Origin of the sequence: Sphingopyxis sp. LK2115 (assembly GCF_014595975.1) — a bacterium.
Taxonomy (GTDB): Bacteria; Pseudomonadota; Alphaproteobacteria; order Sphingomonadales; family Sphingomonadaceae; genus Sphingopyxis.
Genome location: NZ_JABWGQ010000043.1, coordinates 1 through 25,548, shown reverse-complemented (window position 1 = coordinate 25,548; position 25,548 = coordinate 1). Strand labels below are relative to the sequence as shown.

Genomic DNA, 25,548 nt, shown 5'->3' with positions numbered 1-25,548 from the left:
TGCCAAGGTTGGGGTCGAGGGTTCGAATCCCTTCGCCCGCTCCAGTTTTCATACATTTTCCAGTGACTTAGACCTCCAGGCGCACTGCGACGTTTGGTGACAAAGCGGCCTTTGATGGGGTTTGTCCCCATAATGTCACCACTTGGGATCGTGGCATCGGAAAGAATCTGCAAGGTCGACCATAAGCCATCTACGAATGGGAAGTGGCTGCGGCTATCGCAGGCCGTGTCTGGGCGACCTGTCTGTCGAACATCGATGCAGTTCACGGAAACATCCAATTCCGGTTCCAGTTGTCGTTGCGAATTGCTCAATCGATCGGGGATGAAACCGCGCGCTTCGCAATTGTTGAAGCGTGTGACCGGGTTCCGCTACGCATGTCCAGGCGAAAGCTAAAGGTAGTGGTACGCGCCCCGACGTGCGTTTCCTTGGCTCGGTCACTTTTTTGGGAGATTGATGGGTATCCGATTATTATTCGATTATAAAATGGATGCCACTCTGCCCGAGGCATAACTTCCCGAATGCGACTCATTCTGGTCGCGAATTGGGAAGGAAGAAGCGATGAAGGACTTCAACGAACTGATCGACCTCGGCGCCATCAGCGTCGAAACCCGCGGCATCGAGCCGCTCGGGCCGGTCGACGAAGATCAGGGCGAACATTATCTGTTCGCCGGCGGCATCACGGCCGACGACTGAAAGCGGTGGCGTGCCGCTCGCATGCGGCACGCCATTCGCATTGCCCCGCGCAATTATCGAAATGTCCGCCATGCTGCGATCGGGCCTGCATCACTGCCATTTCAATGGCGCCGTCGTCCTGTTCGATCTCTTCGCCGACCGCTATTTTCTTCTCACCGATCAGTCCGTCGAACGGTTTGACCTCGTGCTTGCCGGTCATGGGACTTCTGCAGATGAAGACCATTTACGTAGTCTCGGCCTTCTCGCTGACGATACAGACCGAAATCCTAGGCTTGCTATACCCCCGCCGGTGGCCGCGCGCAGTCTCGTTGATGAGCCGTCGGCTAAGGCTTCGATGGCGGCGACAATATCCTGTATCTGGGAGCAGCGGAGAGCCCGCCGCGATCTTCAAAACAATTCTCTTAGCGATATTGTAACCGGCCTAGGACGCAGGTCTGATCGACTGGCGCCATCCGGTGCGGACGATTGCCGCGATATTACCGCCGCATTCGTGCGCGCCAAGCGCTATATGTCATCAGATGACCGATGCCTGGTGCGCGGCATTGCCATGACACGGATGCTTGCGCGCCGCGGCGTGGCAGCCTCGCTGGTGTTTGGCGTCACCATGCCCTTCGCCGCCCATAGCTGGGTTCAGGTCGGTGATACCGTGCTGACCGACTCCTTGGACGTTGTTCTCCACTATCGACCGATCTTTGCCGTTTGATGGCCGGCGGGTTTCGAATTGAGGTCGAGATGTCGACCAACCGTCCGGCTCCGGAGCAACAGGGCCCGCCGACTTTCGAAATCTCTGGCGTGAGGATATGGACCGCCGAACCGGCGATCGCGATACCTCCACGGACCGTCATTATCGGTCATCTCTTTACGAGAGGCCCACCCAGCCGCCGGGTCGAGGCCTTTGAAGTCGGCGAGGGCGATGGTCTTGCGGCCAATGATGCGCAACGGCTGCTGAGACAATACTGGGGCGGTTACGTCATGGTCCATGCCGACCCAGCGGGTGCGGTACGGATATTTCGCGATCCATCGGGACTTCTTCCTTGCTATGTCCGCCGCGATCGCGGCCGCGTGACGCTTGCAGGATCGATTACTGACCTCGCGAACCCCGCCCCTGGTTCGGCAAATCTCGATGAGATCGCTCGCATCCTGGCGGGTGGCGATCTTCGAGGGCGACGGACATGTGTATCGGACGTTGAAGAACTGATCGCCGGCGAATGCCTGGTCATCGACCAGGATGATTTGCGGACCGAGCAATATTGGTCGCCTTGGGATCATGTCGCCCGTTCCGGCGCTGGCGCCGACGAAGTGACTGACGAATTGAGGCGCACGATAGCGGACTGCGTCGGAGCATGGGCTACCTGCTTCCCCTCAATCATGGTCGGCGTGTCGGGCGGGCTCGACTCCTCCATCGTTGCGGCGTCGGCAGCGACTATGGCCAAAAGTCTGACCTGTCTGAATCTGGTGAGCCCCGATTTCGATGGAGACGAGCGCCGGTACGCCCGGGCGCTTGCAGAGTCGATCGGCACCCTGCTGATCGAGGAGTATCGCGAGCTGCAAGATATCGACGTCACCGTCTCGGCAGCGCCACATCATCCTTGGCCTGTTGCTCCGCTCTACAAGCAGACCAATGCGGGTGACCTTCAATAAGGAAGCGCGCGATCGCTATCTGCGCTTCGCCGAAGATCCCGGATCACGCTGGCGCGGTAATTTTCGCGACCTGGCCGCCAGTGTTACGCGTATGGCTACGCTGAGTCAGACCGGGCGCATTGACGTCGACACCGTCGCGTTGGAAGCGTCCCGGCTTAATTCGCTTTGGGCGGGCGATAAGAAGGTGGGGGATGGGCTCGAGGCTCTATTGTCGCCAGATCAGCTAGCCCAAATCGATCCGTTCGACCGCGTCCAGCTTGCCTATGTCGTTGGTATCTGCCGTAGCTGCGGTAGCCTTTCCGCTGCGGGGCGGCAATTGTTCGCCTCCTCCCGGGAGCAGCGCACATCGACAAATGACGCCGACCGACTGCGCAAGTATCTTGCACGGTTCGATCTCGATTGGATCAGCGTTACCGGCAAGTAAATGCGTGGAGCGCCGCCCGAAAGTGTTATCAACACGACATCTCCCCGATGCGCCCGGGAATGTCGGCTATCCGAATACTCGGCCGCAAAGCCGACAGGCTCCAATCGGCCATCACCTCCCCGGCCAGCTCGGATGTAGCTCGTCGATCACATAGGCATGCGTCGCTTCGCCCTTCGCGTGGCTCTCGACAACATGCGGGTGGTCGGCGGGTAAATCGTCGTGGCTGTGCGGGACGATCTCGGGGTCTTCGTTGGGCCATATCAGAATCGCGAGCAGCGTTCCGGTAACCGCGAGCGCGGAGTTCGCCGCTAAGGCGGTTCCCATCCCCCAACCAGCGCCGACCTGACCCGCGAGCGGATAAGCAATCAGCCAGCAGATATGGCTGAGCGCGAATTGGGCTGCGAACAGCGCAGGGCGATCCTCGGAGCCGGACGAGCGGCGCAGCAGGCGGCCGCCGGGCGTGATGCTCGCGGCGTAGCTGAGGCCCAGCGCAAACCAGCCCGCGAGGATGATCGGCCAGCGCTGCCCGGCGTCGGCTATCGACCAAGCGATGGCAAGCACGCCGAGAACTGCCGTCATGACGAAGGCGGCGGTGATCATGATGCGCCGGTCAGCTATGCGGTCGAGAAGGCGCGGCAGTAGCAGCGCTGCGATCATCGAGCCGCCGCCGAACGCGGCAAGGGTGATCGCGACGGCGCTCTGATCGAGGCCGAGGGCGCCGCGCACCAGCACGGGCGTATTGACGATGACCATCGCGCTTGCTGCCGCGGCGGCCAGCGTGACAGCGAGCAGGCCGCGGAGGCGCGGGGTCTTGAGATATTGGCGGGCACCACGCGTTGTCTTGTCCCAGACGCGGCCCGCCTGAGCCTTGGCCGTGGTGCGCGGCAGTGTCACGGAGACCACGAGCAATGCCGAGGCTGCAAAACCGATCGCGGTTCCCGAAAAGAGCCAGTGGAAGTTCATGATGCCGAGCAACGCGGCGGCGAGCACCGGGCTTGCGAGGCTTTCCATGTCGTAGGCGAGGCGTGAGAGCGACAGGGCGTTGGTATAGTCCTTCTCTTCGGGAAGGACGTCGGGGATGGTTGCCTGGAAGGTCGGGGTGAACCCGGCCGAAGCCGATTGCAGGACGAAGATCAGCAGATAGACCTGCCAGACCTGGTCGACGAAGGGCAGGACCAGCGCGACGGCGCAGCGAACAAGGTCCATCGCGACGAGGAAGGTCTTGCGCGGCAGGCGGTTCGCATAGGCGCCGACGACCGGCGCGATCCCGATATAGGCGACCATTTTGATCGCCATCGCGGTGCCGAGGACGGCTCCGGCGTCGGCTCCCGCGATGTCATAGGCGAGGAGACCTAGCGCAACCGTCGCGAGCCCCGTACCGACGAGTGCGATGAGCTGCGCGAGGAAAAGATGACGGTAGGTGCGGTTCGCGAGCACGTCGAGCATGGATCGATCCTACGTTGATCCTCCGGCCGGGGGTGCCGGCCGGAGGTCGGCTGCCGCGCGTCAGACGACGCGGCGGATGTCGGTATAGGCGCCTTGGGTGCGCAGCGTAATCGTCACTGGCGCGCCCGAGCGGTTGCGCCAGAACCAGCCGTGCTTGCCGTCGAAGGCGGCGACGAGCTCGCCTTTCTCGCCAGCCGTCTCCTTGCCTTTGCCATAACCATGATAATCGACCCCCGGCGCATCGCCGTGCGTGTCGAAATTGACGCGTCCGCCTTCGACCGACCAGTCGAACGACAGCTTCGCGCCGTTCGTCATGGTGGCCTTGATCTCGGCGCCCTGCCCGGGAGCAAGCGTGAGCTTCATGGTGTCGGTGCGCTGTCCGGCTTCCGCTGCCTTCGGCGCGGCGGCTGTCTCGGTTGCAACTGCGGCAGGAGCTGCGCCTGCTGCTTCCGCTGCCGCATCCTGCGCGGCTTCCTCGGCAAGCTGCGCCTTGATCTCGCCCATCTGGGTGAGGCCGAGCTGGCGGCCGATACCGGTCGGGTCGATCGCATATTCGCTAGGCAGCACGACGGTCACGAGGATCGCGCCGGCAGCGGCGATCGCAAGTGCGGTGGCGCGGAGGAGCTGGCCGGTCGTCGGCAGCTCTTCGAGCTTGGGACGCTGAGAATTGAACATGGTGATTTCCTTTGATTTAGCTGATGGCGTAGCCGGCGAGCTGGTAGCCAACGAGCACAAAGCCCGCGGTCATCAGCAGCACGTTGGCGGCGAAGGCATGGCGCATGAAACTGGGCGTGCGGCGCCAGTATCCCATGAGGATCAGGATGGCGCCGAGCGCGAGCAATTGCCCTATCTCGACCCCGATGTTGAACGCGAGGAGGTTCGGGATCAGCCCGTCATTGGCGATCTCGAACTCCAGGATTTTCGTCGCGAGACCAAAGCCGTGGAAGAAGCCGAAGATCAGCGTCGCGGCCTTGGTGTTCGGCTGGAAGCCGAACCAGCGCTGATAGGCGCCGAGATTGTCGAGCGCCTTGTAGACGACCGACAGCCCGATGATCGCGTCGATGACATAGGCGTTGGCGCTGATCCCGGTCAGCACGCCAAACAGCATCGTGGTCGAATGGCCGATCGCGAACAGCGTCACGTAGAGGCCGATGTCCTTCATCCGGTAGAGGAAGAAGATGACGCCGAAGAGGAAGAGCAGATGGTCGTAGCCGGTGACCATATGCTTTGCGCCAAGATAGACGAAGGGCCAGAAGAGGACGCCGCTGCTCTCCTGGATATAGCCCTTGTCACCCTCGGCAACATTGTGGGCCCAGGCTTCGGCACCGGCGGCGAGAGTCAGGAGGATCAGGCTTGCAGCAAGCAAAAGCCTGCGGGTTGCTGGCCCCGGTGGGGCGATGGTTCGGGTAAGCATGTCTATTGTCTCCATGAATTGGGAAAGACCCCGCGCACCTACGCGCGCAGAGCTTGAAGTCAGGCTGGCAAGGGTTCGGTCGCCGGTGCGGGCGGAGGCGTGCCCTTCTTCTCCGCACGGCCATGAATCATGCGGTAGAGCGCTGGCAGCACGAGCAGCGTCAGGATTGTCGAAGAGACGATCCCGCCGATCACCACCGTCGCCAGCGGACGTTGGACCTCGGCACCCGCGCCGACGTTGAACGCCATCGGCACGAAGCCGAGGCTCGCGACGAGCGCGGTCATCAGCACCGGTCTGAGGCGGGTAAGGGCGCCTTCGCGGATGGCTTCTTCGAGCGCGCTGCCGCTCTCAAGCAGCTGCTTGATGAAGCTCAGCATCACCACGCCGTTGAGCACCGCGACCCCCGAGAGGGCGATGAAACCCACCCCGGCCGAGATCGACAGCGGCATGCCGCGGAGCAGCAGCGCCGCGACGCCCCCGGAGAGCGCCAGTGGCACTCCCGAGAAGACGACCGCCGTATCCTTGCCCGACCGGAACAGCAGGTAGAGCAGCCCGAAGATCAGCAGCAGCGCCGCGGGCACCACGAGCTGGAGCCGCTTTGCCGCCGAGATCAACTGCTCGAATGTGCCGCCATAAGTGATCCAGTAGCCTGCCGGCACTTCGACCTCGGAGCCGACCTTGGCCTGCAACTCCTCGATGAAGGAGCCGAGGTCGCGGCCGCGGACGTTGGCGGTCACCACGACGCGGCGCTTGCCATCCTCGCGGCTGATCTGGTTCGGGCCGATTGCGACTTCGACCTTCGCCACATCGGCGAGGGGAACGAAACCGCGAAGGCCCGTATCCATCGCCATGCCCGTTGCCGGATCGACCGACAGACCGCTCCCCGGGAGCGGGATGCGGAGCCTGCCGATCTCGTCGACCCGCTCGCGGATATTCTCGGGCAGGCGGACGATGATCGGGAAGCGGCGATCGCCCTCGAACATCTGCCCCGCCTGGACGCCGCCGATCGAGACGGCGACGGCTTGCTGGACGTCGTTCACATTGAGGCCGAAGCGCGCAAGCGCGCCGCGGTCGGGCGTGATCTGCAGCATCGGCAGGCCGGTGACCTGCTCGACGCTGACGTCCTCAGCACCCTCGATCCCGGCGGCGACGCCCTCGATCGACTTGCCAACCTCGAGCAAGGTGTCGAGATCGTCGCCGAAGACCTTCACCGCGACATCGGCGCGAACCCCCGAGAGGAGCTCGTTGAACCGCATCTGGATCGGCTGGGTGAACTCGTAATTGTTACCCGGAATCTGCGCGACGGCCGCCTGCATTTCCTGAACGAGCTCGGTTTTCGGTTTGCGTGGATCGGGCCAGTCCTTGCGGTCCTTCATTATTATGAAGGTGTCGGCGACCGAAGGCGGCATCGGATCGGTCGCGACTTCCGCCGTGCCGATCTTTGCGACCACCCGGTCGACCTCGGGGAACTGCTTGATCCGTGCTTCGAGCGCGGTCTGCATGCTCACTGCTTGGCTGAGGCTCGTGCCGGGGATACGAAGCGCGTGGAGCGCGATATCCCCTTCGTCGAGGTTCGGCACAAACTCCGAACCCATCCGCGTCGCAGCGAGGCCCGCAATCGCCACCAGCGCGACCGCGCAGGCTACGAGAGCCACGCGGAGCCGCAATGCAGCGGATAGCGCCGGGGCATAGGCGTGGCGCGCCCACCTCATTAGACGGCTTTCCTTCTCCTCGACCTTGCCCTTGACGAAGAGCGCCATCGCCGCCGGGACAAAGGTCAGCGAGAGGATGAGCGCCGCCGTCAGCGCCATCACGACCGTGATGGCCATCGGGTGGAACATCTTCCCCTCGACGCCGGTAAGCGCGAAGATCGGCACGTAAACGAGTGCGATGATCAGCACGCCGAACAGCGAGGGACGGATGACCTCCGAGCTTGCCGAGGCGGCGAGCGCAAAGCGTTCGTCGCGGGTCAGCAAGCGGCCCAGCTTGTGCTGCGCTTCGCCGAAGCGACGGAGGCAGTTCTCGACGATGATCACCGCGCCGTCGACGATCAGCCCGAAGTCGAGGGCGCCGAGGCTCATCAGGTTCCCGGACACCCCGGCGCGGACCATGCCGGTAATTGTCATCAGCATCGAGATCGGGATGACTGCCGCGGTGATCAGCGCCGCACGGATATTGCCGAGCAGCAGGAACAGCACCGCGATGACGAGGAGCGCCCCTTCGAGGAGGTTTTTCTCGACCGTCCAGATCGCGCGTTCGACCAGATTGGTGCGATCGTAGATGGGCACGGCCTTCACGCCTGCGGGCAGCGCCTTCGCCGCGATCTCCAGACGCTCGGCTGCTGCGCGCGCTACGATCCGGCTATTCTCGCCGGCGAGCATGAAGACGGTGCCAAGCACCACTTCCTTGCCATTTTCGGTCGCGGCACCGGTGCGCAGTTCCTCGCCCAGACTGATGTCGGCAACGTCCGCGACACGGATCGGGATGCCGTTGCGGTTGCTGACGATGATCGCCTTCAGATCCTCGATGCCATTGGCTTGGCCGGGCGTACGGACGAGATATTGCTCGCCGTACCGCTCGACATAGCCTGCGCCGACATTGTCGTTGTTGAGCTCGAGCGCCAGCACGACATCGCTGAGGGTGAGCCCATAAGCCGAGAGCCGGGCGGGGATCGGGGTCACATGATATTGGCGCTCATAACCGCCGATGCTGTTGACCTCGGTAACGCCGGGTGTGTTGCGGAGCTGCGGGCGGATGACCCAGTCCTGCAAGGTTCTGAGATCTTCAGGCGTGTAGGCAGTTCCGTCGGGCTTGCGCGCACCCGGATCGGCTTCGAGCGTATACATGAAGATCTCGCCGAGCCCGGTCGCGATCGGCCCCATCTCCGGGGCGACCCCGGCAGGGAGCTGTTCGCGCGCCGATTGCAGCCGCTCGTTGACGAGCTGCCGCGCAAAATAAATGTCGGTCCCGTCCTCGAACACGGCGGTGACCTGGCTCAGGCCATAGCGCGAGATCGATCGCGTATATTGAAGACCTGGCAAGCCCGCGATCGCGGTCTCGACCGGGAAGGTCACCCGTTGCTCGGCTTCGAGCGGCGAGAAGCCCGGCGCTTCGCTGTTGATCTGGACCTGGACGTTGGTGATGTCCGGGGTGGCGTCGATCGGCAGCTTCTGGAAGCTCCAGACGCCGACCGCGCAGAGCAGCGCGACGACGGCCAGAACAGCCCAACGAAAGCGGATCGAACCGGCGATGAGGCGCTCGAGCAGCGCCGGCTTGCCCGGAGGCGGGGCGGTCTCGGGTGCGATCTCAGTGGTCATGGCTCGCTCCCGACTTGTCGATGTCGGCCCGGATCAGGAACGCGCCATCGGTCACATATTGGGTGCCGGGTTCGAGGCCACCGAGCACTTCGGTCCATTCGGGCGTGCGCCGGCCGATTTCGAGCATGCGCACCTCATAGGTGTTGCCGACCTTCGCAAAGACGACCTCGAAGTCGCGGAATCGCTGGATCGCCTTGGTCCGCACCGCCAGCGGCACATTGGCCTGTGCGACGGCGAAGCTGCCCTCGACCGCCATGCCGGGCCGGAAGGCGCTCGCCGCCGATGCCGGCAGATGCACATGCGCAAGCAGCGTCTGGCTTGCAACGTCGGCGGTCGGGACCACCGCCTCGACGACGCTCTGGATCGTACCTTCGCCCGACAAACTTTTAAGCGTTACCGGCTGGCCGACGCGCACGCGCTCGGCATCGCGCGGATAGACGAAGAACTCGGCATGGAGGTTCGTCGGATCGGCGATCGCGAACAGCGCGCGGTCGCCCGTCGTATCGCCGACATTGACATTCTTCTCGACGATGGTGCCGCTGATCGGTGCCGTGATCGAATAGGTCTGAAGTGAGTGGCTGGATTCGACGCGGGCCAGAACCTGCCCGCGGCGCACCTGCTGGCCGATCTTGCCATTGAGCGAGACGATCAGGCCGGGGAGCCGCGCGCGGACCTCGGCGCGGCCTTCAGGCGTGACCTCGACGCGGCCGCCCATATCGATCAGATCGCTGACCGTCGCGGCGCCCGCCGTCTCGACCTTCAGCCCACCGGCCTTCGCGGCTTCGGGCGTGATCGTCGTGCGGCCTTCATAGCTTTGGTAGGCCCATTTGTGATTGCGACCGCCTTCGGAGGCCTGCACGCGGACATCGAAGCTGTGCGGCTCGGTCACGACGCCATTGCCGCGCAAAAAGTCTTCCTGCGGCGCAAAGGCGAATGTGTCGGTCTTGCCGCCGAGGCGACCGAGCTGGATCGACAGCTTGACCTCGCCGGGCTTGATCGGCTTGTCGTCGCGATAGGCATAGACGCGGAACTCGGGCTCGACGCCGTCCTCGAAAATGGTGATTTCGAGCGCGAAATTGCCGTCGCGGAGCATGCGGCCGCGATGTGGTCCGCGCTCATATTCGCCGGCTGCGGCCTTGGCGCCTTCCTTTTCGGGTGTGGCGGTCTCGCCGCAGGCGGCGAGAAGGGTGAGGGCAATGACCGATGCCGCCCCCAGCAGATATTTGGTCATCGGATCGTCTCCATCTTGGCAAGAAGGGGGGTGTGGCGACCGGTCAGCCGGTCGAGCCGCACGCCGAGCAAATGAAAGCGGCGCAGCAGGTCGACGCGGCGCGACTGCGCTTCGTTCACGGCGGCCTGCGCCTGCGCATATTCGAGGAAGGTGAACGCAGTGCCGCCGCGCGCCAGCCCGTCGCGGATGAGGCGGGTCGCGCGCCGCGCGCTCGGCAGCACCTCGGCGTCGATGCGCCTGACCTCCGCCGCGATCAGCCGGCGGTCGGCGATGAGTTTGTCGATCTCGCGCTCGATCTCGACCCGCGCCACCGCGATCTCCGCCTCGATCGCGCGCTGGTCGGCTTCGGCGCGAAGCACGTTGCCGCGGTTTGCGCTTTTCGTGCCCAGCGGGATCGAGCCGCCGACCATCAGGGCAAGATCATTGCCTTGCCCGAAATGGCGAAGCCCGACGCGACCGCTCGGATCGGCGATATTGCCACTCTCCGCGAGTTTCACCTTCGCACCGGCGGCCGCGAGTTCGGCGTTGAGGACTGCGATATCGACAGACTCGCCGCCTGCCGGAACGGCTATCTCGACATTCTGGAACAGCGCCGGATCTAGCTTGAAATCGCCCGTTCCGCCCCACCAGGCCGCCAAGGCGGTACGAGCAATGCGGGAATTCTCGCGCGCCTGTTCGACCGCGATCTCGGCCTGTGTCACGTTCGTCCGCGCGCGCTCGGCGGCGAACCACGGATCAAGCGCGCCGGTGACCCGCTTCACGACGTCAAGTTCGACGCGCTTCAGATCAGCGAGCCGGGCTTCCGCGACGGGGATCGCAGCTTCGGCGGCAAGGGCTTCGACCCACGCCGCCTGCACGCGCGCGAGCCGGTCGAGCAGTCGAACACGGTTTTGCGCGCCAACGACCGCCACGTCGGCGCGCGCGGCGCCGATGCGCGCCTCGCGCTTGCCGCCGCGCTCCCAGGTTCGCTCGTACCAGCCGGTGGTCTGCGAGCGATTGAGCGGAGAATAGGGACCGGTGCCCGCAAAATCCTCGAAGTCGACCCCGACGACATCGCGTGGCCGGACGTCGGCCTGCAATATGGCGGCGTCCGCGGCCTCGAGGCGCGCGGCGTTCGCGGCAATGGCGGGATCGCCTGTCGCGACGCGCGATAGCGCTTCGTCGAGACCTAGATTTTGCGCCCAGACAGGCTGTGCGCTCGCAGCCAGCAGGACGCCTCCGCAGAGCAGGGCCCTGCGGATAGCATGCGCGCCGAGGCGCGCTCGAGATTTGAAGTACATGTGATAATGGCCTCGCTGAAAGGCGTGGAAACATCTCTCGCCTCAGCAGGCGCGAGAACTCAGACGGTCAGCGAGAAGGTTCTGGGAGGTCGCTCGGGCCCGACGGAACTCAGGCCAGAAAATTGCCGGTCCTTGCCGATGCCAAGCAGCGCCGCAGTGGGAGCGATTGCTCCCGCCATCGCTGCGTTCGGAACGAGCAGATTGGGGCCGGTGTCGCCATGATGATGATGTCCACCCGCCAAATGGTCGGCGGGCGCTTCTTCATCGGCAGGCGCATCGTCATGATGATCGGCATGCTCGTCGTGACTGTCATGCACCGCGTCGAGCGTAAAATTACCGACGTCGCCATGGTTGTGCCAGACCATGAAGGCGGGGCTGTGCTCGATCTGGTCGGCAGCCTTGGCCGGCGCCGTTGCCGCATAGAACATCATGAGCGCGACGCATAGCGCAGCGATCAGACGGTCAAGACGGGAGGCATTACGAGTGAGCACACTCTCGCGTGTAATTGGGAGCGTCGAAATTGACAAGCAGAGCATGTTGGACGGCAGCATTTCGTTGGATCGCACCGAAAACGGACAGTTCGTAATCGGCCAATCTCGCTGGGGGCTTCCGTTTGTCGAACTGCCTAACTATCGCAGCATCATGACAAAGCGGCCGACCATAGCGGAACGAGTGGCAGGACTGGTCCGCAGGATGGACGGGACGCCGCTTTGCGACGAATGTATCGCGGACCGGCTCGACCTCCCGTCGATCGCACAGGCGAGCGTCGTCACCAGTTCGGCGAGCGGGACCGGAGGTTTCGAACGGTTGAGAGGACCGTGCGGCCTCTGCGGGGAGCCAGGGCCGGTCATTCGCCACAACGGTTGAACGTCCGGAAACTGGCCGGCAAAATCGAGCGCGGCTGAATTGGGCGTGCTCTGGCGCCGGCGGGCGGCGCCAGGGGCCGCGCGTTGTTTTGGGCCGCGCGGCGCACTCGGCTCACACTCCTTGCCGGACGGCGGCTGGCCCCCAGGCCCGCGCGCACGCCGCCCGGCCGCGGGCTCGCCAAGAGCGCCTTCTTCTCGGGCGCTTCGCGCTGGCGTCGAGGCCCTGTGGAATGATTGCAGGGCCTGGGGCGGCAATTGTTGGCCTGGCTTGCTCCAAAACATCCGGCCCTCTCCGCCGTCCGCGGTCGCACTGAGGATCGTACCATTTTCTCTTGTGGGTCGCGGGGAAGGCCCTTGCGGGACCTCGGCGACCGAGCCCGCCGGGACCAGATGGTGCAATGCGCGTAGGCTGGGTTTCGGCAGCGTGGCCAACGCTCCTTGGCCTGCCCGAGGTCACCCCCTCCTGTCGCCCTTTTGCGGGTCCGGCTCGCCTCTGACCGTCAACCCCATGCGGGGTTCGCCCTCGCGTGCCGCTCGGTGACGGCAGCTCGCGGCCCCTTCTTCCGGCGCCATCGGGGATGTCCCCCGAGCAAGCGAAGGAGATTTGATATGCCCACCATTGCCAACCTCAACGTCAAGGCCGACGGCAGCTTCGAAGGCACGCTGGCTACCCTCAACGTCACTGCGCCGATCGCCATCGTGCCCAATGGCCGCAAGACCAAGGAAAACGAGCCCGATTACCGCATCCTCAGCCGCAAGAACGGCTTCGAGCTCGGCGCCGGCTGGAAGCGCTTTTCGCAGAGCAACGGCGCCGAATATGTGTCGGTGACCATGTCGGCCCCCGAATTCGGGACCATCTACGGCAATGTCGCCAATGCGCCGGGCGACGACCCGATGAAGAAGGTCATCATCTGGAATCCGCCGGCCTGACGGCCACCCGGCTCCGCCCTCGGGCGGAGCCGGTTTCTCCCATCTGTCGATGGACGGCGGTCTTCGGGCCGCCGTTCGGCATGTTCGGCCCGGCAGACCCTTGGCGAAATGGGCAACTGCGTTGGGGATCACCCTGACGGGCCGCATGTCGCGGCGCTTCGAAAATCATGATCCGATCGGCATGAAGGTTCGCTGGTTCGCCATGTCGGTGCGTATTCGGTCAGGCGCCGGGAAGCGGAAGCAAGGGTGCGATGGGGCGGCATGGGGGGGCGCTGCCGCATGGGGGCGGGTCATCCCCGCTCTCGATTGCCGCTGATCCCTTGGCCGAGGCCCGGCCTCCTTCAATCAACCCGTGAAGGGTCGTCGTTCCGACCCTGCTGACCTGGCCCGGCAGTTGCATCGTCCACGACATCAAGGGCGAGAATTGGCAGCTGACCGCGGGCTTTCGCGCGAAGCACGGCCGCGTCCTGCTCTTCGATCCGACCAACACCGGCTCGGCGGCCTACAACCCGCTGCTCGAAGTGCGGCGGGGTGAATGGGAAGTGCGCGACGTGCAAAATGTCGCCGACGTGCTCGTCGATCCTGAAGGCAGCCTCGAGAAACGCAACCATTGGGAGAAGACCAGCCACTCGCTCCTCGTCGGCGCGATCCTGCATGTCCTCTATGCCGGGGAGGACAAGTCGCTCGCGGGCGTCGCGGCCTTCCTGTCGGACCCGCGCCGCGGAATTGCGACGACGCTGCGGATCATGCAGACGACCGCGCATCTCGGCGAAGCGGGCGTCCATGCGTCCCGGCGTCGTCGCCGCGACGGGCCTTGATGCGGCGGAGCCGCTGCTCGACGCCAGTGCCGATCTTCTCGGACCGGTCGGGCTATTCACCAACTTCGTCCAGATCATGATCCTGCTGGTCGCCTGGGTGATCGTCGTGCTCGCCTTCTTCATCCTCGCGGTGCAAGTCTTCGTGACGATTTTGGAGTTCAAGCTCGTCACGCTCGCGGGCTTTGTCCTCATTCCCTTCGCCTTCTTCGGGCGCACGGCATTCATGGCCGAGCGCGTCCTCGGGCATATCATATCGTCTGGCATCAAGGTGCTCGTCCTCGCGGTGATCACCGGGATTGGCACGACGCTATTCGATCGCTTTCTTGACGCCGGTATCGGCCCCGAGCCCGATATCGAGCAGGCGATGGCCATCGCGCTCGGTGCGCTCACGCTCCTTGGACTCGGCATCTTCGGCCCCAGCATCGCGAACGGCATCGTGGCGGGAGGACCGCAGCTCGGAGCCGGCGCCGCCGCCGGGACCACGGTCGCGGCGGGCGCGACGCTCGCCGCCGGTGCCGCTGGCGCGACGCTTGCGGGCGGCACGGCGGCCACTGCTGCACGGGGCGCCGCGGCAGCGGGCGCCCGTGGCGCGGGGAGCGCGTCGGCAGCCTATTCCGCCGGAGCGGCCGGGAAGAGCGGGGCAAGGGCGGTCGGTTCCGGCCTGGCAAATGTCGCGCGCAGCGCTGCGAGCGGCGCCTCGTCCCCGCTCCGCCGCGCGGCGGAGAAGCTTCGGGCGAACTTCGAGGCCGGGCGGGACGGGCCTGCCGATAGCGCGGCGCCGGCCCGGCCCGCCGATGCGCCGCCCGCCTGGGCCGCAGCAATGCGCCGCCGCCAGATGGTGACGCAGGGCGCCACCATCGGTGCCCAGACCCTGAAGGGCGGCGACAGCCACGGCGGCGGTTCGGCTCCCGACATCAGCGAAAAGGACTGACCGATCATGTTCAAGAGACCGACCAACCATTATGGCCGCGCCCCCGAGCCGGTCACCCCCTATCATCGAGCATGTGCGTTCGGTCCCGGCCGACCCGGTGGTGCTGCGCAAGGACTGGCTCCGCGCCTATGATTTCACGACCGCGGCGGGGGCTCAGGCGCTCAACGATCATGCCCGCAACAACGACCCCTTTTCCGAGGTCGGCAAGGTCCAGGTCGCGGTCGACGTCTCGAGCGTGATCCGCGCCTCGAAGGACAGCTTCCGCATCGCCTGGACCGAGCGTCGCTATCAGGACGGCAGCCTGATCGAGACGTCGCGCTGGTCGGCCATTCTTACCGTCACCCATGTGCCGCCGCGCACTCCCGATGCCCTCCGCCGCAATCCGCTTGGAGTGTTTGTTTCCGCTATTTCCTGGTCGAAGGAGCTCAGCCAATGAAGGCCTTTTCCCGTATCTCGCTGCTCGCGGGTGTCGCTGCGCTCGGCGTGGCGTCGCCATCCCTCGGGGCTGAAGGTCGCGATCCGAAACAGAATGTCGGGCGCGCCAACGACGCGGCGCGCGTGCAGCCCGATCGCGCGACCTTCCTCAACGCGATCCAGAAATATGCCTGGGCCGAGGGCGCGCTGTATCAGGTCTATGCGTCGCCGGGGCAGGTCACTGACATCGTGCTGCAGGAGGGCGAGGAGCTTGTCGGCCCGGGGCCGGTGGCTGCCGGCGACACGGTCCGCTGGATCATCGGCGACACGGTGAGCGGCAGCGGAGCGAGTCGCCGCGTGCACATCCTCGTGAAGCCAACGCGGGCCGACATCATGACGAATATCGTCATCAACACGAGCCGCCGGACCTATCACATCGAGCTGCGCGCGACGCCCGCGACCTATATGGCGTCGGTGTCCTGGTCCTATCCGGAAGCCGAGCTGATCGCGCTGCGTGCTGCGGAGGTGGAGCGTGAGCGGGCGGCGCCGGTCGCGGCAGGGCTCGACCTTGGCGCCCTCAACTTTCGTTACCGGCTGTCGGGCGACAAGCCGGATTGGCGACCGGTGCGCGTTTTCGATGACGGGCGCCAGCTCTTCATCGAGTTCGGCGAAGGCGTCGCAACGGGCGATATGCCCCCGCTGTTCGCGGTCGGTGAAAAGGGCGAGGCCGAGCTCGTCAACTACCGCGTCCATGGCCGCTTCATGATCGCCGATCGCCTGTTCGAACGCGGACAGCTTCGGATGGGTGCCGGACGCGCGGCGCGCGAGGTGGTTATCGAGCGCGTCGGCCGCGTGCGGGGGCGCTCGTGGCCGCTGCTGGCCATCGGCCTCATAGCCCACCTGTTTGCCATGGTCGGAACACGCCGCCTTCTCGCTGCAGGCGGCTATAACCCCCCATGGTGGCAGCGAGCGGGATATTGGCTGTGCTGGGTTGCCATCGCCGCCATCGCCATCATCGCCGCGATGCGGCTGGTCTAGCGGCGCGGCGCCCGGCAAGGGATTGAGCGCATTATAAGGGTGGATGGCTGGCGAACCGCCGGTTTGCTTGGCTCCGTCTTTGCGGTTATTGCGTATTCCCGGCCCGGTCATTTGCGGCGATCTCCTCAGCCCATGGTTCAACAGGCTGGGTAGAGACGATGCAGACAGGGGAAGGGCGAGCGCCATTCGGCGGCGCGGGCGAACGGGACGCTGGCGAGGAAATCTCGATCGAGTTTCTCGGGGCGGCGGGTACGGTGACCGGCTCGCGATATCTTCTCGGAGATCGCGGCGCGAAGATCATGATCGACTGCGGCCTGTTTCAGGGTGGTCGTGAGCTTCGCGAACGAAATTGGGAGCCGGCGCTCTCTGACCACCGGGCCATCGACACCATCGTTCTGACCCATGCACATCTCGATCATTCGGGCTATATTCCGCGCTTTGTGAAGGAAGGCTGGAGCGGCCGGATTCTGTGCACCGACGCCACTGCGGACCTTTGCGGCCTCCTCTTGCCCGACAGCGGCTTTCTCCAGGAGAATGATGCGGTGTTCGCCAATCGCCACGGCTATTCGCGCCACAAGCCCGCGCTTCCTCTCTACACGAAGAAGGACGCCGAGGTGGCGCTCGACTATCTCGATCCGGTTCGCTTCGGGGCATATCGTTCGGTGGCAGGGGGCGCCGAACTTCGCTTCCATCGTGCCGGACATATACTCGGGGCGGCATTCGTCGAACTCAAATGGCGTGACCGCACGATCCTCTTCTCGGGAGACCTGGGCCGCTTCAACGATCCGGTCATGCTCGATCCCTCGCCTCCCGTGGAAGCGGATTATCTGATCGTCGAATCGACCTATGGCAACCGGAGCCATGAGGCGCTGGATGCCGTAGCGGCCCTTGGCGATGCCATCGAGCGCTGTGTTCGCCGCGGCGGAACCGTGGTCATTCCGGCCTTCGCCGTCGGCCGGGCCCAATCCATCCTCTATCATCTATCACGCCTGCGCGCCGCGGGGCGGATCAGCAATGTTCCCGTCTATCTCGATAGCCCGATGGCAATCGACGCGAGCGGCATCTTCTGCCGCCATGCCGGCGACCACAGGCTGAGCGAAGCGGAATGCGATGCCGCTTGCAAGGTCGCGCGCTATGTTCGCGATGTCGAAGAGTCCAAGGCTCTCACAATGAGTCCGGTGCCCAAGGTCATCATCTCGGCAAGCGGAATGGCAACAGGCGGCCGCGTTCTCCACCATCTCAAACGCTATGCGCCCGATGGCCGCAACCTCATTCTGTTCGCCGGCTTCCAGGCGTCCGGCACGCGCGGCGCTGCAATGGTGGCGGGTGCTCCCAGCGTCAAGATCCATGGCGAACAGGTTCCCGTGCGAGCCGAGGTGCGCAATCTTTCGATGCTGTCCGCGCACGCCGATGCCGACGAGATACTGAAGTGGCTCGGCCAGTTCGTACGGGCGCCCCGGATGACGTTCATCACCCATGGTGAGCCCGATGCCGCGGCCGCTCTTGCGCGGCGCATCGGCGACGAGCTCGGCTGGCCTTGCCAGATACCCGGCCTTGGCGATCGGGTGGTGCTCGAATGACCCACCGCGCCCCGGATACCGGACCCGCGTCGGAGAATATGGCACCCCATCGCCTACGGGCTCGGCCCCTCGGCCTGTTCCTGCCACAGCAGCAACCGGCCGTCGTCATGCGAACCGATTGCTACATATGCCGCTCGGAAGGTCTTGCGGCGCGCAGCCAGGTGCTGATCCAGGCAGGGGAGCGGGAGATATTGGCCTCGCTCCTGCATTCGTCCGGCGAAATGATCGCGCCGGGGGAGATCGGCCTTTCGGAATCAGCCGCCGCGGCGCTTGGGGTCGCCCCCGGCGATGCGGTCAGTGTGCGCCACGCACCGCCCATCGATTCCTTCGGAGCATTACGCGGTCGCGTGTATGGAAATCGTCTCGATGGCGCGGCCTTTCGGTCGATCGTCGACGATATCGTTGCTGGCCGGTATAGCGACGTCCATCTGTCCGCCTTCGTAACGGCCTGCTCCGCCTTCCCTCTGGATCATGCGGAAACGGTGGCGCTGACCGGTGCCATGGTCGCGTCCGGCGAGCGGCTGGCCTGGGGTTCGGACGTCGTCGTCGACAAGCACAGCGTGGGAGGCCTGCCCGGAAACCGGACCACCCCGATCGTGGTCGCGATTGTCGCCGCGCTGGGCCTCATCATGCCAAAGACATCGTCCCGAGCGATCACCTCTCCGGCAGGTACGGCCGACACCATGGAAACGCTCGCGCCGGTGAATCTCGACGTCAACGCGATCCGACGTGTCGTCGACCGCGAAGGCGGGTGCATCGTGTGGGGCGGCGCCGTCTCGCTCAGTCCGGCCGATGACATCATCATCGGTGTCGAGCGGGTGCTCGATCTCGATGCGGCGGGCCAACTGGTCGCCTCGGTCCTGTCCAAGAAGCTCGCGGCCGGCGCAACGCATCTCGTCGTGGACATGCCGATCGGCCCGACGGCAAAGGTCCGCTCACCCGCCGATGCCGCCGCACTTTCGGGAGCGCTGCAGAAGGTCGCAGCGGAGTTCGGCCTGGTCCTCAAGGTGATGCAAGGCGATGGTCAAGAACCTATCGGCAGGGGAATCGGCCCTGCTCTCGAGGCGCGCGACATCCTGGCTGTGCTCGAGGGACGTGATCCACCCCCCGATCTCGCCCGCCGCGCCTGCGAATTGGCGGGAGCGCTCATCGAACTCGCGGGCCGCGCCAGTCCCGGCACCGGTGCGGCCCTGGCCGCTCAAGTGCTGGCCGACGGGTCAGCCTGGAGCAAATTCCAGCAAATCTGCGAGGCGCAGGGCGGTATGCGGACACCGCCCCAGTCGAATCATCGCCATGTGATGACTGCGCAGCAGCCGGGATGCGTTTCGGCGATCGACAATCGCAGGCTCGCCAAGCTCGCCAAACTTGCAGGCGCGCCGGCCGCGAAAAGTGCTGGCCTCGAAATGCACGTCCGGCTCGGTTCCGCAGTCGAAACAGGAACGCCCCTCTTCACAGTGCACGCCGAAAGCCAGGGCGAGCTGGCCTATGCGCTGGCCTATGCCGAGGCCGCTGGCCCCATTCTCGAGCTATCCGACCGATGACCCCGCCAATCTTCCTGCCGCTGCCCGGTAACGGCAAGTTCGCGGTTGGGCTCGCGGGCCTGCTCGGGGGCGAGGTCGGACGGATGGAAACCCGCAGATTTCCGGACGGTGAGACCTATTTGCGGCTCCTGTCCGAGGTTGCCGGCCGCGACATCGTCCTCGTCTGCACGCTGGATCGCCCCGATACCAAGCTGGTTCCGCTTCTTATCGCAGCCGACGCGGCCCGCGAGCTCGGCGCCCTCAGCGTAGGCCTCGTAGCCCCATATCTTGCCTACATGCGCCAGGACCAGCGTTTTCAGAATGGCGAGGCAATCAGCTCGCGCAGTTTCGCGCGCCGCATTTCGGACGCCGTCGACTGGCTGGTCACGGCGGATCCCCATCTTCATCGATATGCCTCGCTCGGCGACATCTATGATATTCGGGCCGAGGCCGTGCATGCCGCAGCGCCGATTTCCGACTGGATCAGAACCCATGTCGAGCGGCCGCTCATCATCGGTCCCGACAGCGAAAGCGAACAATGGGCGAGCGCGATCGCACGCCGCGCCGGTGCCCCTCACGCCGTTTGCAGCAAGCTGAGATTGGGCGATCGCGACGTCAGGATCGCGCTACCCGATCTCTCGGCGCATACAGGGCGCACCCCGGTTCTGGTCGACGATATCGCGTCATCGGCCCGCACGCTGATCGAAGCGGCGCGGGGAATAGGAGAGGCTGGTTTTCCGCCGCCCGAATGCGTCATCGTGCATCCGTTATTCGCTCGCGGCGCCTTCGCGGCACTGTCCGCCGAGGCGGGGCGTATCGTCAGTACCGATGCTGTCGCTCATTCCAGCAACGCCATCAGCCTGCAGCCGGTCGTCGCGGAAGGCGTGCAGCGCCTCCTCGCCAAACCCGATCGATAAAGCGGCCGATATCTAGGTATTTTCCGAAGTTGCGAACACTACGTATGTCGAGCTTGGACTCTGGACCCTAGTCCTGTTGCCGAAGAACAGGATTCTTCGACAGGCAGTCAGGGCAGCGGCCCGAAGGAGTTCAAGATGATCAGGAAAAGCATCATGATCGCGGCGGCAGGCATTTCGATGTTCGCGGCCGCCCCGGCGTTCGCCCAGGGCATCGGGCACAGTTTCTTCATGCGGGGCTCGATCGTCGAGACCAGCGCGGGCAATACCGTGGTCTGCATCGGCAAGGCCGATGGCGCCGAAGTCGGCCAGACGCTCGAAGTCTATCGAAACGTCCGGCATCCGGGTCCCGTGGCATCGAAGGGCAATGTTGCTCCCTTCCATCGCAAGCGGGTCGGCCAGGTGACCATCGACCATATTTACGATGACCATTTCGCCCATGTCACGATCGCCGAAGGCAAGCTGGCCAAGAACGATATCGTCGAGCTTCGCAAGGACTGAGTCCGGCCCTTTCCGTAGCGCGAGCGAGGACCGGGGGAGATGTTCCCCTCCTCCTCGCGCGCGGATAGGACCACGCCGCGTCGTGGCCCGGATGTCGGACCCGCGTTGGAGGCATGAACCGGCAATAGCCCGCCTCCAATGCCGAATGTCTCTTGACCTTGGACCATGGTCCAACCTGCACAAGCGAGCGGATGTCATGGGAAGCTACAAGATCGGAAAGCTCGCCGAAGCCGCGGGCGTGGGGCGCGATACGATACGCTATTATGAGCGGACGGGCTTGCTACCGGCCCCGGGCCGTACCGCGGCCGGCTATCGCCTTTACAGCGACGGGGACCTTGAGCGGCTCAACTTCATTCGCGCGTCGCAGGAACTCGGATTCACGCTCGAACAGGCGCGCCAGCTTCTCACCCTCAAGGCATCGGATACCGCCACCGCGGCGGCCGTGCTTGCGATCACGCTCGACAAGGTTCGGGAGGCCGAAACGCGGGTCAGGAAGCTGACTGAGATTCGGGATGTGCTGCAGGACCTCGCCGACAATTGCCCGCGAGAGGCGCCGGTCTCCGACTGCAACATAATCGCATTCTTGGCGGAAAAACGAAGACCAAAAAAATAGCGTTCGCAGGGGAACATATTACAACATTGAAAATAGGGGATTTTTATGAAGAAATATTCCATTTTGTTGCTCACCCCCGCGCTCCTTCTCGGAGGCTGCGTCACGACCCGGGCCACTCAGGCCGAAGTCGATAGCTGCCGGGCCATGGAAGAGAAGATGGGGCTCGATCAGCGCCATGACCATGGCGAGATGAAACGCCAGGGCTTCAATCCGATGAACCTGTCGCACGGCCGCTGCCAGCGGATTCTGCGCGACGCGAAATGACTTTGTCCGGGTGGCCGATGGCCACCCGGACTAGTTCGAGGAAGGGATAATGCCATGACAAACCGAAAAATCGACCTGAAATGGGCTGGATATGGTGTCGCGCTCGCAGCGGCACTCGCGCTCGCCGGCTGTGGAGACAAGGCCGAGAACAAGGCCGCGGACGCCGCCTCGGCAACCCCCGACGCAACCGCCGGTGGCGCTGGTTCCACGCCGTCCACCGATGCCTCATCCGCCGCGCCAGCCGCGCCCGATGCCATGGATCATGAAGATGACGCGATGGACGAGGAAATGATGCGCCATCATCGTCAGGAAATGGACCATGACGAGATGCGCAAGGGTGGGGCGGGGCAAGGCAATATGCAGCCCGCGGATCAGACCACGACCGATCAGTCGGCGCCGATGAAGCATATGTAAGCAGATTCGCCGGGCGGGGTGACCAAAGATGCAGAAATCATTCCGCTTCGGCCTGTGCGTGGCGATGACGTTTCTGACGGCATCGATCGTCCATGCGGAGGACGCCGACGAGCATGCCGCCCATCATGGGAGTGCCTCGCCGGCTGGCGGTGTGGCGGCTGGCAGCATGGCGTCGTCCGGGATGCAGCCTGCGGGTGAAATGCAATCGATGATGGGCGAGAGGATGGAAGGCGAGCATGGTGGCCGCCGCCAGTCTCCTTTCTTCTCGCAATTGCTCGCGCTACCGGCACTCGATGACGCGGCGAGGCAGGCCCTGCTGCGGCAAGCCGAGCAACGGTCGCATCGAGGGCTGATGCTGATCTCCGAGGCTGCCCGCGCAGCCGCGCACGCCGAAACGGCGACCGAGCAAATCGCCGCCGTGCGCAATCTTCGCGAAGGCAGCGATCTTCTCGATAGCGGTGCGGCTGCCCGGATGGCCCTCGCCGGGACCGAAAAGCCGGAGGGCGCCGCGATGAACTGGTTCCGCGATCGCCTGTCGATCGAGCCGGACGAGACGCACGCGGCCCATCCTTTCGGCCTGTCACCCTCCCACCTGCTGCTGATGATGTTCCTCCTCTTGCTGAGTACGGGCCTCGCCGCGCTGCAGCTCCTTCGCCTCAAGCGCATCCGGCGGATCGTCGCAGCTGGGAAAGGAGCCGCGAAGGTCGTCAACCCGCAGCCCTCGCTGGCCGCTGTTCCGGAGATACAGGCCGCGACGACCGGAACGCTCGCGCCAAGCAACGCGCCCGCCCCGGCCGGTGCTTCACTGCGCAAGCCCCGGCCCTGGACCGGACCGCTGCGGGTGACGCGGATCATCCGGGAGACGCCGACCATCAGGACCTTCCGTCTCGCTGATCCCTCAGCCGACCGGCTGCCTTTCGATTTCCTGCCCGGTCAGTTTCTGCAGATCGAGGTCGAGCCCGAGCCCGGCAAGCGTGCCCGCCGATCCTACACCATCGCCTCGTCACCGACACAGCGGGCCTATGTCGAACTGACGGTGAAGCGCGAGGAGCAGGGGGCGGTGTCCCGCCACCTGCACGACACGCTCATTGTCGGGGATCTCGTTCGAGCCTCGGGCCCTTTCGGGACCTTCATCTTCACGGGGACGACCGCGGATAGCATCGTTCTCATCGCGGGCGGTGTCGGAATCACGCCGATGATGTCGGTACTGCGCTATCTTACCGACACCGCCTGGCCAGGCGATATATTCTTCCTTTACGGCGCTCGGTCCACGGACGAGTTCGTCTTCCGCGACGAAATCGAGCGGCTCGAGCGGCTCCATGACAATCTGCATGTCTTCGCCGCAATGGAGCGCTCGCCAGGGACGGTCTGGCATGGCGCCGTCGGCCCCCTGACGCGGGACATGCTGCTTTCGGCTGTCCCCGACATCGCGCGCCGCCGCATCCACCTGTGCGGTCCCCCGGCGATGATGGCGGCGATGAAGGCGGAGCTGGCCGAGCTCGGCGTGCCGGAAGCGCAACTTCATACCGAAGCCTTTGGGCCGGCATCGCTGCCCATTGATCCGGTCGAGGCGCCTGACCAGCCCGGCAACGATGCAAGTCGCATGGTACAGCCTCCAGCCGCGCCGCCCGCGCCCTCCACAGGGGTTGCCGAGGCTTCGGTGACGTTCGCTCTGTCGGGTGTGTCCGCCGCACTGGCTCACGATCAGACCGTGCTCGAAGCCGCCGAGGGGGTCGGAGTCGAGATACCCTATTCCTGCCGCTCCGGAGACTGCGGGCTATGCGTCACCAAGCTGCTCGACGGTGAAGTCACGATGGCGAACGAAGCGGGTCTGGCGCCGGAAGACAAGGCGAACGGCTATATATTGGCTTGCCAGGCCAAAGGCAGCGGCAAGCCGATCGTGGTTGAAGCCTGATGCGCGAACGCGGCGACACATTGATGGTGCTTCTGGTGGGGTTCATTCTGGTCTTTCCTGCTGGATTTCTCGTTCACGCATCCCCGCGCTTCCCCGGCAGCCTCGGTGGCGGTCTGCTCGGCATCCTTGCAGCCCTGTGCATGCTGCTGACGCTTCCCTATGTGGCGGTCAAACATATCCCGCTCCTCGATCGTCGGATTACACGCTATGTGCGGAAGCCGACGCTCCTTGCCGTTCATATCTATTCTGGCGTCCTGGGAGCTTTCTTCGCCCTTTTTCACACGGCGCACAAGTTCGCGAGTCCGCTGGGACTCATGCTAACCAGCCTCCTCCTCCTCACCGTTGCAAGCGGATTTGTCGGACGCTATCTCCTCGGCGAACTTGCGAGGGCCTTGCGCGGCCGCAAGTCGGAACTGGCTTCGCTCCAGTCGGCCTTTCTGGACATTCCGGCGGCGCCGGCCGAAGTTGGGGAGACACAGGAGCCGCCACGCTGGCTTCGATATGTCTTCACCGGCGCAAACCAGCCTGCCGAACCTCCACCGCGGGACGCGATCAAGCTTGCCGCCGCCATTTCCGACACCGAATATGCCGTGCGGGCAGAGGAAGTGACGGGAGTGCTCTTCGCACGCTGGCGATGGTTTCATATCGTGGCCGGTTCGCTGCTTTACGCGTTCGTGATTCTCCATATCGCTGCCGCGGTCTATTTTGGTCTTCGCTGGCCATGATGCGCCACTGGCTGCTTCCGGCCCTTTTCGCGACCAGCCTGCTCGTCGTGCTGCTTGGGCTGCCGGCGCTGTCGCGGTCGAACGCCCCGCCGCAGGCCGGCCTGGTCGCGCAGCTCGTTTCGCCGGGTCCCCTATCCGAAGCCCACCGCAGCCTCGCAGGATCGTGCCGAAACTGCCACACCCCCATTGCTGGCGTGACGGGGGAGACATGCAAGAGCTGCCATGCCGCGACCGACTTCGGAAACAAGCAATCGACCCAATTCCACGCCTCGGCCTCGCAATGCACCTCGTGCCACGTCGAGCATGCGGGCAGACAGAGCCTCATTCGCATGGATCACAAGGCCCTGTTCAAACCGGGAATATGGTCGCAGCGCCCCGCCGCCACAACCGCGGGCGGTGCGGTGACAGGCGTGCTCGCCTGTGCTGGTTGCCATTCCATTCGCGACCCTCATCTGGGCCTCTTCGGAACGCGCTGCGCGAGTTGCCACGCGACCGACAGCTGGCGCGTCGAGGGCTACCGGCATCCCTCGACCAATTCCCGGAACTGCTCCGAATGCCACCGGGCGCCGCCGAGCCACTATATGGAGCATTTCAGCATGGTTTCGCAGCGGGTCGCGTCCGTCAAGGTGGTGTAATTTCGGCTGTGGCCGTGGGCCATC

The 25,548-nt window shown here is 64.7% G+C and carries 22 protein-coding genes and 4 pseudogenes; 19 read left to right on the top strand and 7 right to left on the bottom strand.

What is annotated here, in order from left to right; translation table 11 throughout:
* The first annotated feature begins 558 nt into the window (after window positions 1-558).
* The 4 genes from HUW43_RS08685 to HUW43_RS08670 all read left to right on the top strand — a co-directional run bounded on the left by HUW43_RS08685 (window position 559) and on the right by HUW43_RS08670 (window position 2,758).
* A complete protein-coding gene (locus tag HUW43_RS08685; RefSeq protein ID WP_137865550.1) occupies window positions 559-693 on the top strand; it encodes a benenodin family lasso peptide in 135 nt (44 codons plus the stop codon).
* 61 nt (window positions 694-754) lie between these two features.
* The gene (locus HUW43_RS08680) at window positions 755-1,396 is read left to right on the top strand and encodes a lasso peptide biosynthesis B2 protein (RefSeq protein WP_082657704.1); all 642 of its coding nucleotides are present in this window, start codon (window positions 755-757) and stop codon (window positions 1,394-1,396) included.
* Entirely contained in the window at window positions 1,396-2,334 is a 939-nt protein-coding gene (locus tag HUW43_RS08675) for an asparagine synthase-related protein (RefSeq protein ID WP_188237028.1), read from the top strand. Before HUW43_RS08680 ends, HUW43_RS08675 begins: the two co-directional genes overlap by 1 nt.
* On the top strand, window positions 2,315-2,758 hold the full coding sequence (locus tag HUW43_RS08670; protein WP_188237027.1) for a hypothetical protein: 444 nt from the start codon (window positions 2,315-2,317) through the stop codon (window positions 2,756-2,758). The genes HUW43_RS08675 and HUW43_RS08670 overlap by 20 nt, the downstream gene beginning before the upstream one ends.
* A 111-nt stretch (window positions 2,759-2,869) precedes the next feature.
* Here the strand turns inward: HUW43_RS08670 and HUW43_RS08665 are convergent, their stop codons facing one another.
* From HUW43_RS08665 to HUW43_RS08635, 7 genes are read right to left on the bottom strand one after another with little or no spacing between them, the layout of a single operon-like run.
* Window positions 2,870-4,204 carry an MFS transporter gene (locus tag HUW43_RS08665; protein WP_188237026.1) on the bottom strand — a complete coding sequence of 445 codons (1,335 nt, stop codon included), beginning with the start codon at window positions 4,202-4,204 and terminating at the stop codon, window positions 2,870-2,872.
* Between the two features lie 60 nt (window positions 4,205-4,264).
* Window positions 4,265-4,879, bottom strand: coding sequence for a transmembrane anchor protein (locus HUW43_RS08660; protein ID WP_188237025.1), 615 nt, complete (start codon window positions 4,877-4,879; stop codon window positions 4,265-4,267).
* A gap of 16 nt (window positions 4,880-4,895) precedes the next feature.
* A complete protein-coding gene (locus tag HUW43_RS08655) occupies window positions 4,896-5,618 on the bottom strand; it encodes a HupE/UreJ family protein (protein WP_188237024.1) in 723 nt (240 codons plus the stop codon).
* A gap of 59 nt (window positions 5,619-5,677) precedes the next feature.
* A complete protein-coding gene (locus HUW43_RS08650; RefSeq protein WP_188237029.1) occupies window positions 5,678-8,884 on the bottom strand; it encodes a CusA/CzcA family heavy metal efflux RND transporter in 3,207 nt (1,068 codons plus the stop codon).
* Window positions 8,885-8,924: 40 nt separating this feature from the next.
* Window positions 8,925-10,166 (bottom strand): efflux RND transporter periplasmic adaptor subunit, encoded by a 1,242-nt coding sequence (locus HUW43_RS08645; protein WP_188237023.1) that lies wholly within the window; start codon window positions 10,164-10,166, stop codon window positions 8,925-8,927.
* The gene (locus HUW43_RS08640) at window positions 10,163-11,446 is read right to left on the bottom strand and encodes a TolC family protein (RefSeq protein WP_188237022.1); all 1,284 of its coding nucleotides are present in this window, start codon (window positions 11,444-11,446) and stop codon (window positions 10,163-10,165) included. The genes HUW43_RS08645 and HUW43_RS08640 overlap by 4 nt, the downstream gene beginning before the upstream one ends.
* Before the next feature lie 59 nt (window positions 11,447-11,505).
* Complete coding sequence (locus tag HUW43_RS08635) at window positions 11,506-11,997, bottom strand: hypothetical protein (RefSeq protein WP_188237021.1); 492 nt, start codon at window positions 11,995-11,997, stop codon at window positions 11,506-11,508.
* 924 nt (window positions 11,998-12,921) lie between these two features.
* Here HUW43_RS08635 and HUW43_RS08630 point away from each other — a divergent pair.
* From HUW43_RS08630 to HUW43_RS08565, 15 genes and pseudogenes are all read left to right on the top strand, one after another.
* A complete protein-coding gene (locus tag HUW43_RS08630) occupies window positions 12,922-13,242 on the top strand; it encodes a DUF736 domain-containing protein (protein ID WP_058456001.1) in 321 nt (106 codons plus the stop codon).
* Between the two features lie 359 nt (window positions 13,243-13,601).
* A pseudogene (locus tag HUW43_RS15685) lies at window positions 13,602-14,027 on the top strand (type IV secretory system conjugative DNA transfer family protein); the annotation flags it as partial.
* Window positions 14,026-14,991 (top strand): annotated as a pseudogene (trbL, locus tag HUW43_RS08625) (P-type conjugative transfer protein TrbL); the annotation flags it as partial. The pseudogenes HUW43_RS15685 and trbL, both read left to right, overlap by 2 nt.
* Window positions 14,992-15,055: 64 nt before the next feature.
* Window positions 15,056-15,427: pseudogene (gene trbF, locus HUW43_RS08620) on the top strand (conjugal transfer protein TrbF); the annotation flags it as partial.
* Window positions 15,424-16,272, top strand: a pseudogene (trbG, locus tag HUW43_RS08615) (P-type conjugative transfer protein TrbG); the annotation flags it as partial. The pseudogenes trbF and trbG, both read left to right, overlap by 4 nt.
* A 392-nt stretch (window positions 16,273-16,664) precedes the next feature.
* Entirely contained in the window at window positions 16,665-18,023 is a 1,359-nt protein-coding gene (locus HUW43_RS08610; RefSeq protein ID WP_197410133.1) for an MBL fold metallo-hydrolase, read from the top strand.
* A complete protein-coding gene (locus tag HUW43_RS08605; protein ID WP_188237018.1) occupies window positions 18,020-19,564 on the top strand; it encodes a thymidine phosphorylase family protein in 1,545 nt (514 codons plus the stop codon). The genes HUW43_RS08610 and HUW43_RS08605 overlap by 4 nt, the downstream gene beginning before the upstream one ends.
* Entirely contained in the window at window positions 19,561-20,460 is a 900-nt protein-coding gene (locus HUW43_RS08600; protein WP_188237017.1) for a ribose-phosphate pyrophosphokinase, read from the top strand. Before HUW43_RS08605 ends, HUW43_RS08600 begins: the two co-directional genes overlap by 4 nt.
* A gap of 135 nt (window positions 20,461-20,595) precedes the next feature.
* Window positions 20,596-20,958 carry a hypothetical protein gene (locus HUW43_RS08595; protein WP_011542743.1) on the top strand — a complete coding sequence of 121 codons (363 nt, stop codon included), beginning with the start codon at window positions 20,596-20,598 and terminating at the stop codon, window positions 20,956-20,958.
* Between the two features lie 196 nt (window positions 20,959-21,154).
* Entirely contained in the window at window positions 21,155-21,571 is a 417-nt protein-coding gene (locus tag HUW43_RS08590; protein WP_011542742.1) for a heavy metal-responsive transcriptional regulator, read from the top strand.
* A gap of 45 nt (window positions 21,572-21,616) precedes the next feature.
* Window positions 21,617-21,835: a hypothetical protein gene (locus tag HUW43_RS08585; RefSeq protein WP_041383334.1), complete on the top strand. Its 219-nt coding sequence runs from the start codon at window positions 21,617-21,619 to the stop codon at window positions 21,833-21,835.
* A 54-nt stretch (window positions 21,836-21,889) separates the two neighbouring features.
* Window positions 21,890-22,249 (top strand): hypothetical protein, encoded by a 360-nt coding sequence (locus tag HUW43_RS08580; RefSeq protein WP_011542741.1) that lies wholly within the window; start codon window positions 21,890-21,892, stop codon window positions 22,247-22,249.
* Between the two features lie 28 nt (window positions 22,250-22,277).
* Window positions 22,278-24,164, top strand: a complete 1,887-nt coding sequence (locus HUW43_RS08575) for a 2Fe-2S iron-sulfur cluster-binding protein (protein WP_188237016.1) — start codon at window positions 22,278-22,280, stop codon at window positions 24,162-24,164.
* Window positions 24,164-24,889, top strand: coding sequence for a hypothetical protein (locus tag HUW43_RS08570; RefSeq protein WP_188237015.1), 726 nt, complete (start codon window positions 24,164-24,166; stop codon window positions 24,887-24,889). The genes HUW43_RS08575 and HUW43_RS08570 overlap by 1 nt, the downstream gene beginning before the upstream one ends.
* Window positions 24,889-25,524, top strand: coding sequence for a cytochrome c3 family protein (locus HUW43_RS08565; RefSeq protein ID WP_188237014.1), 636 nt, complete (start codon window positions 24,889-24,891; stop codon window positions 25,522-25,524). Before HUW43_RS08570 ends, HUW43_RS08565 begins: the two co-directional genes overlap by 1 nt.
* Window positions 25,525-25,548 lie beyond the last annotated feature (24 nt).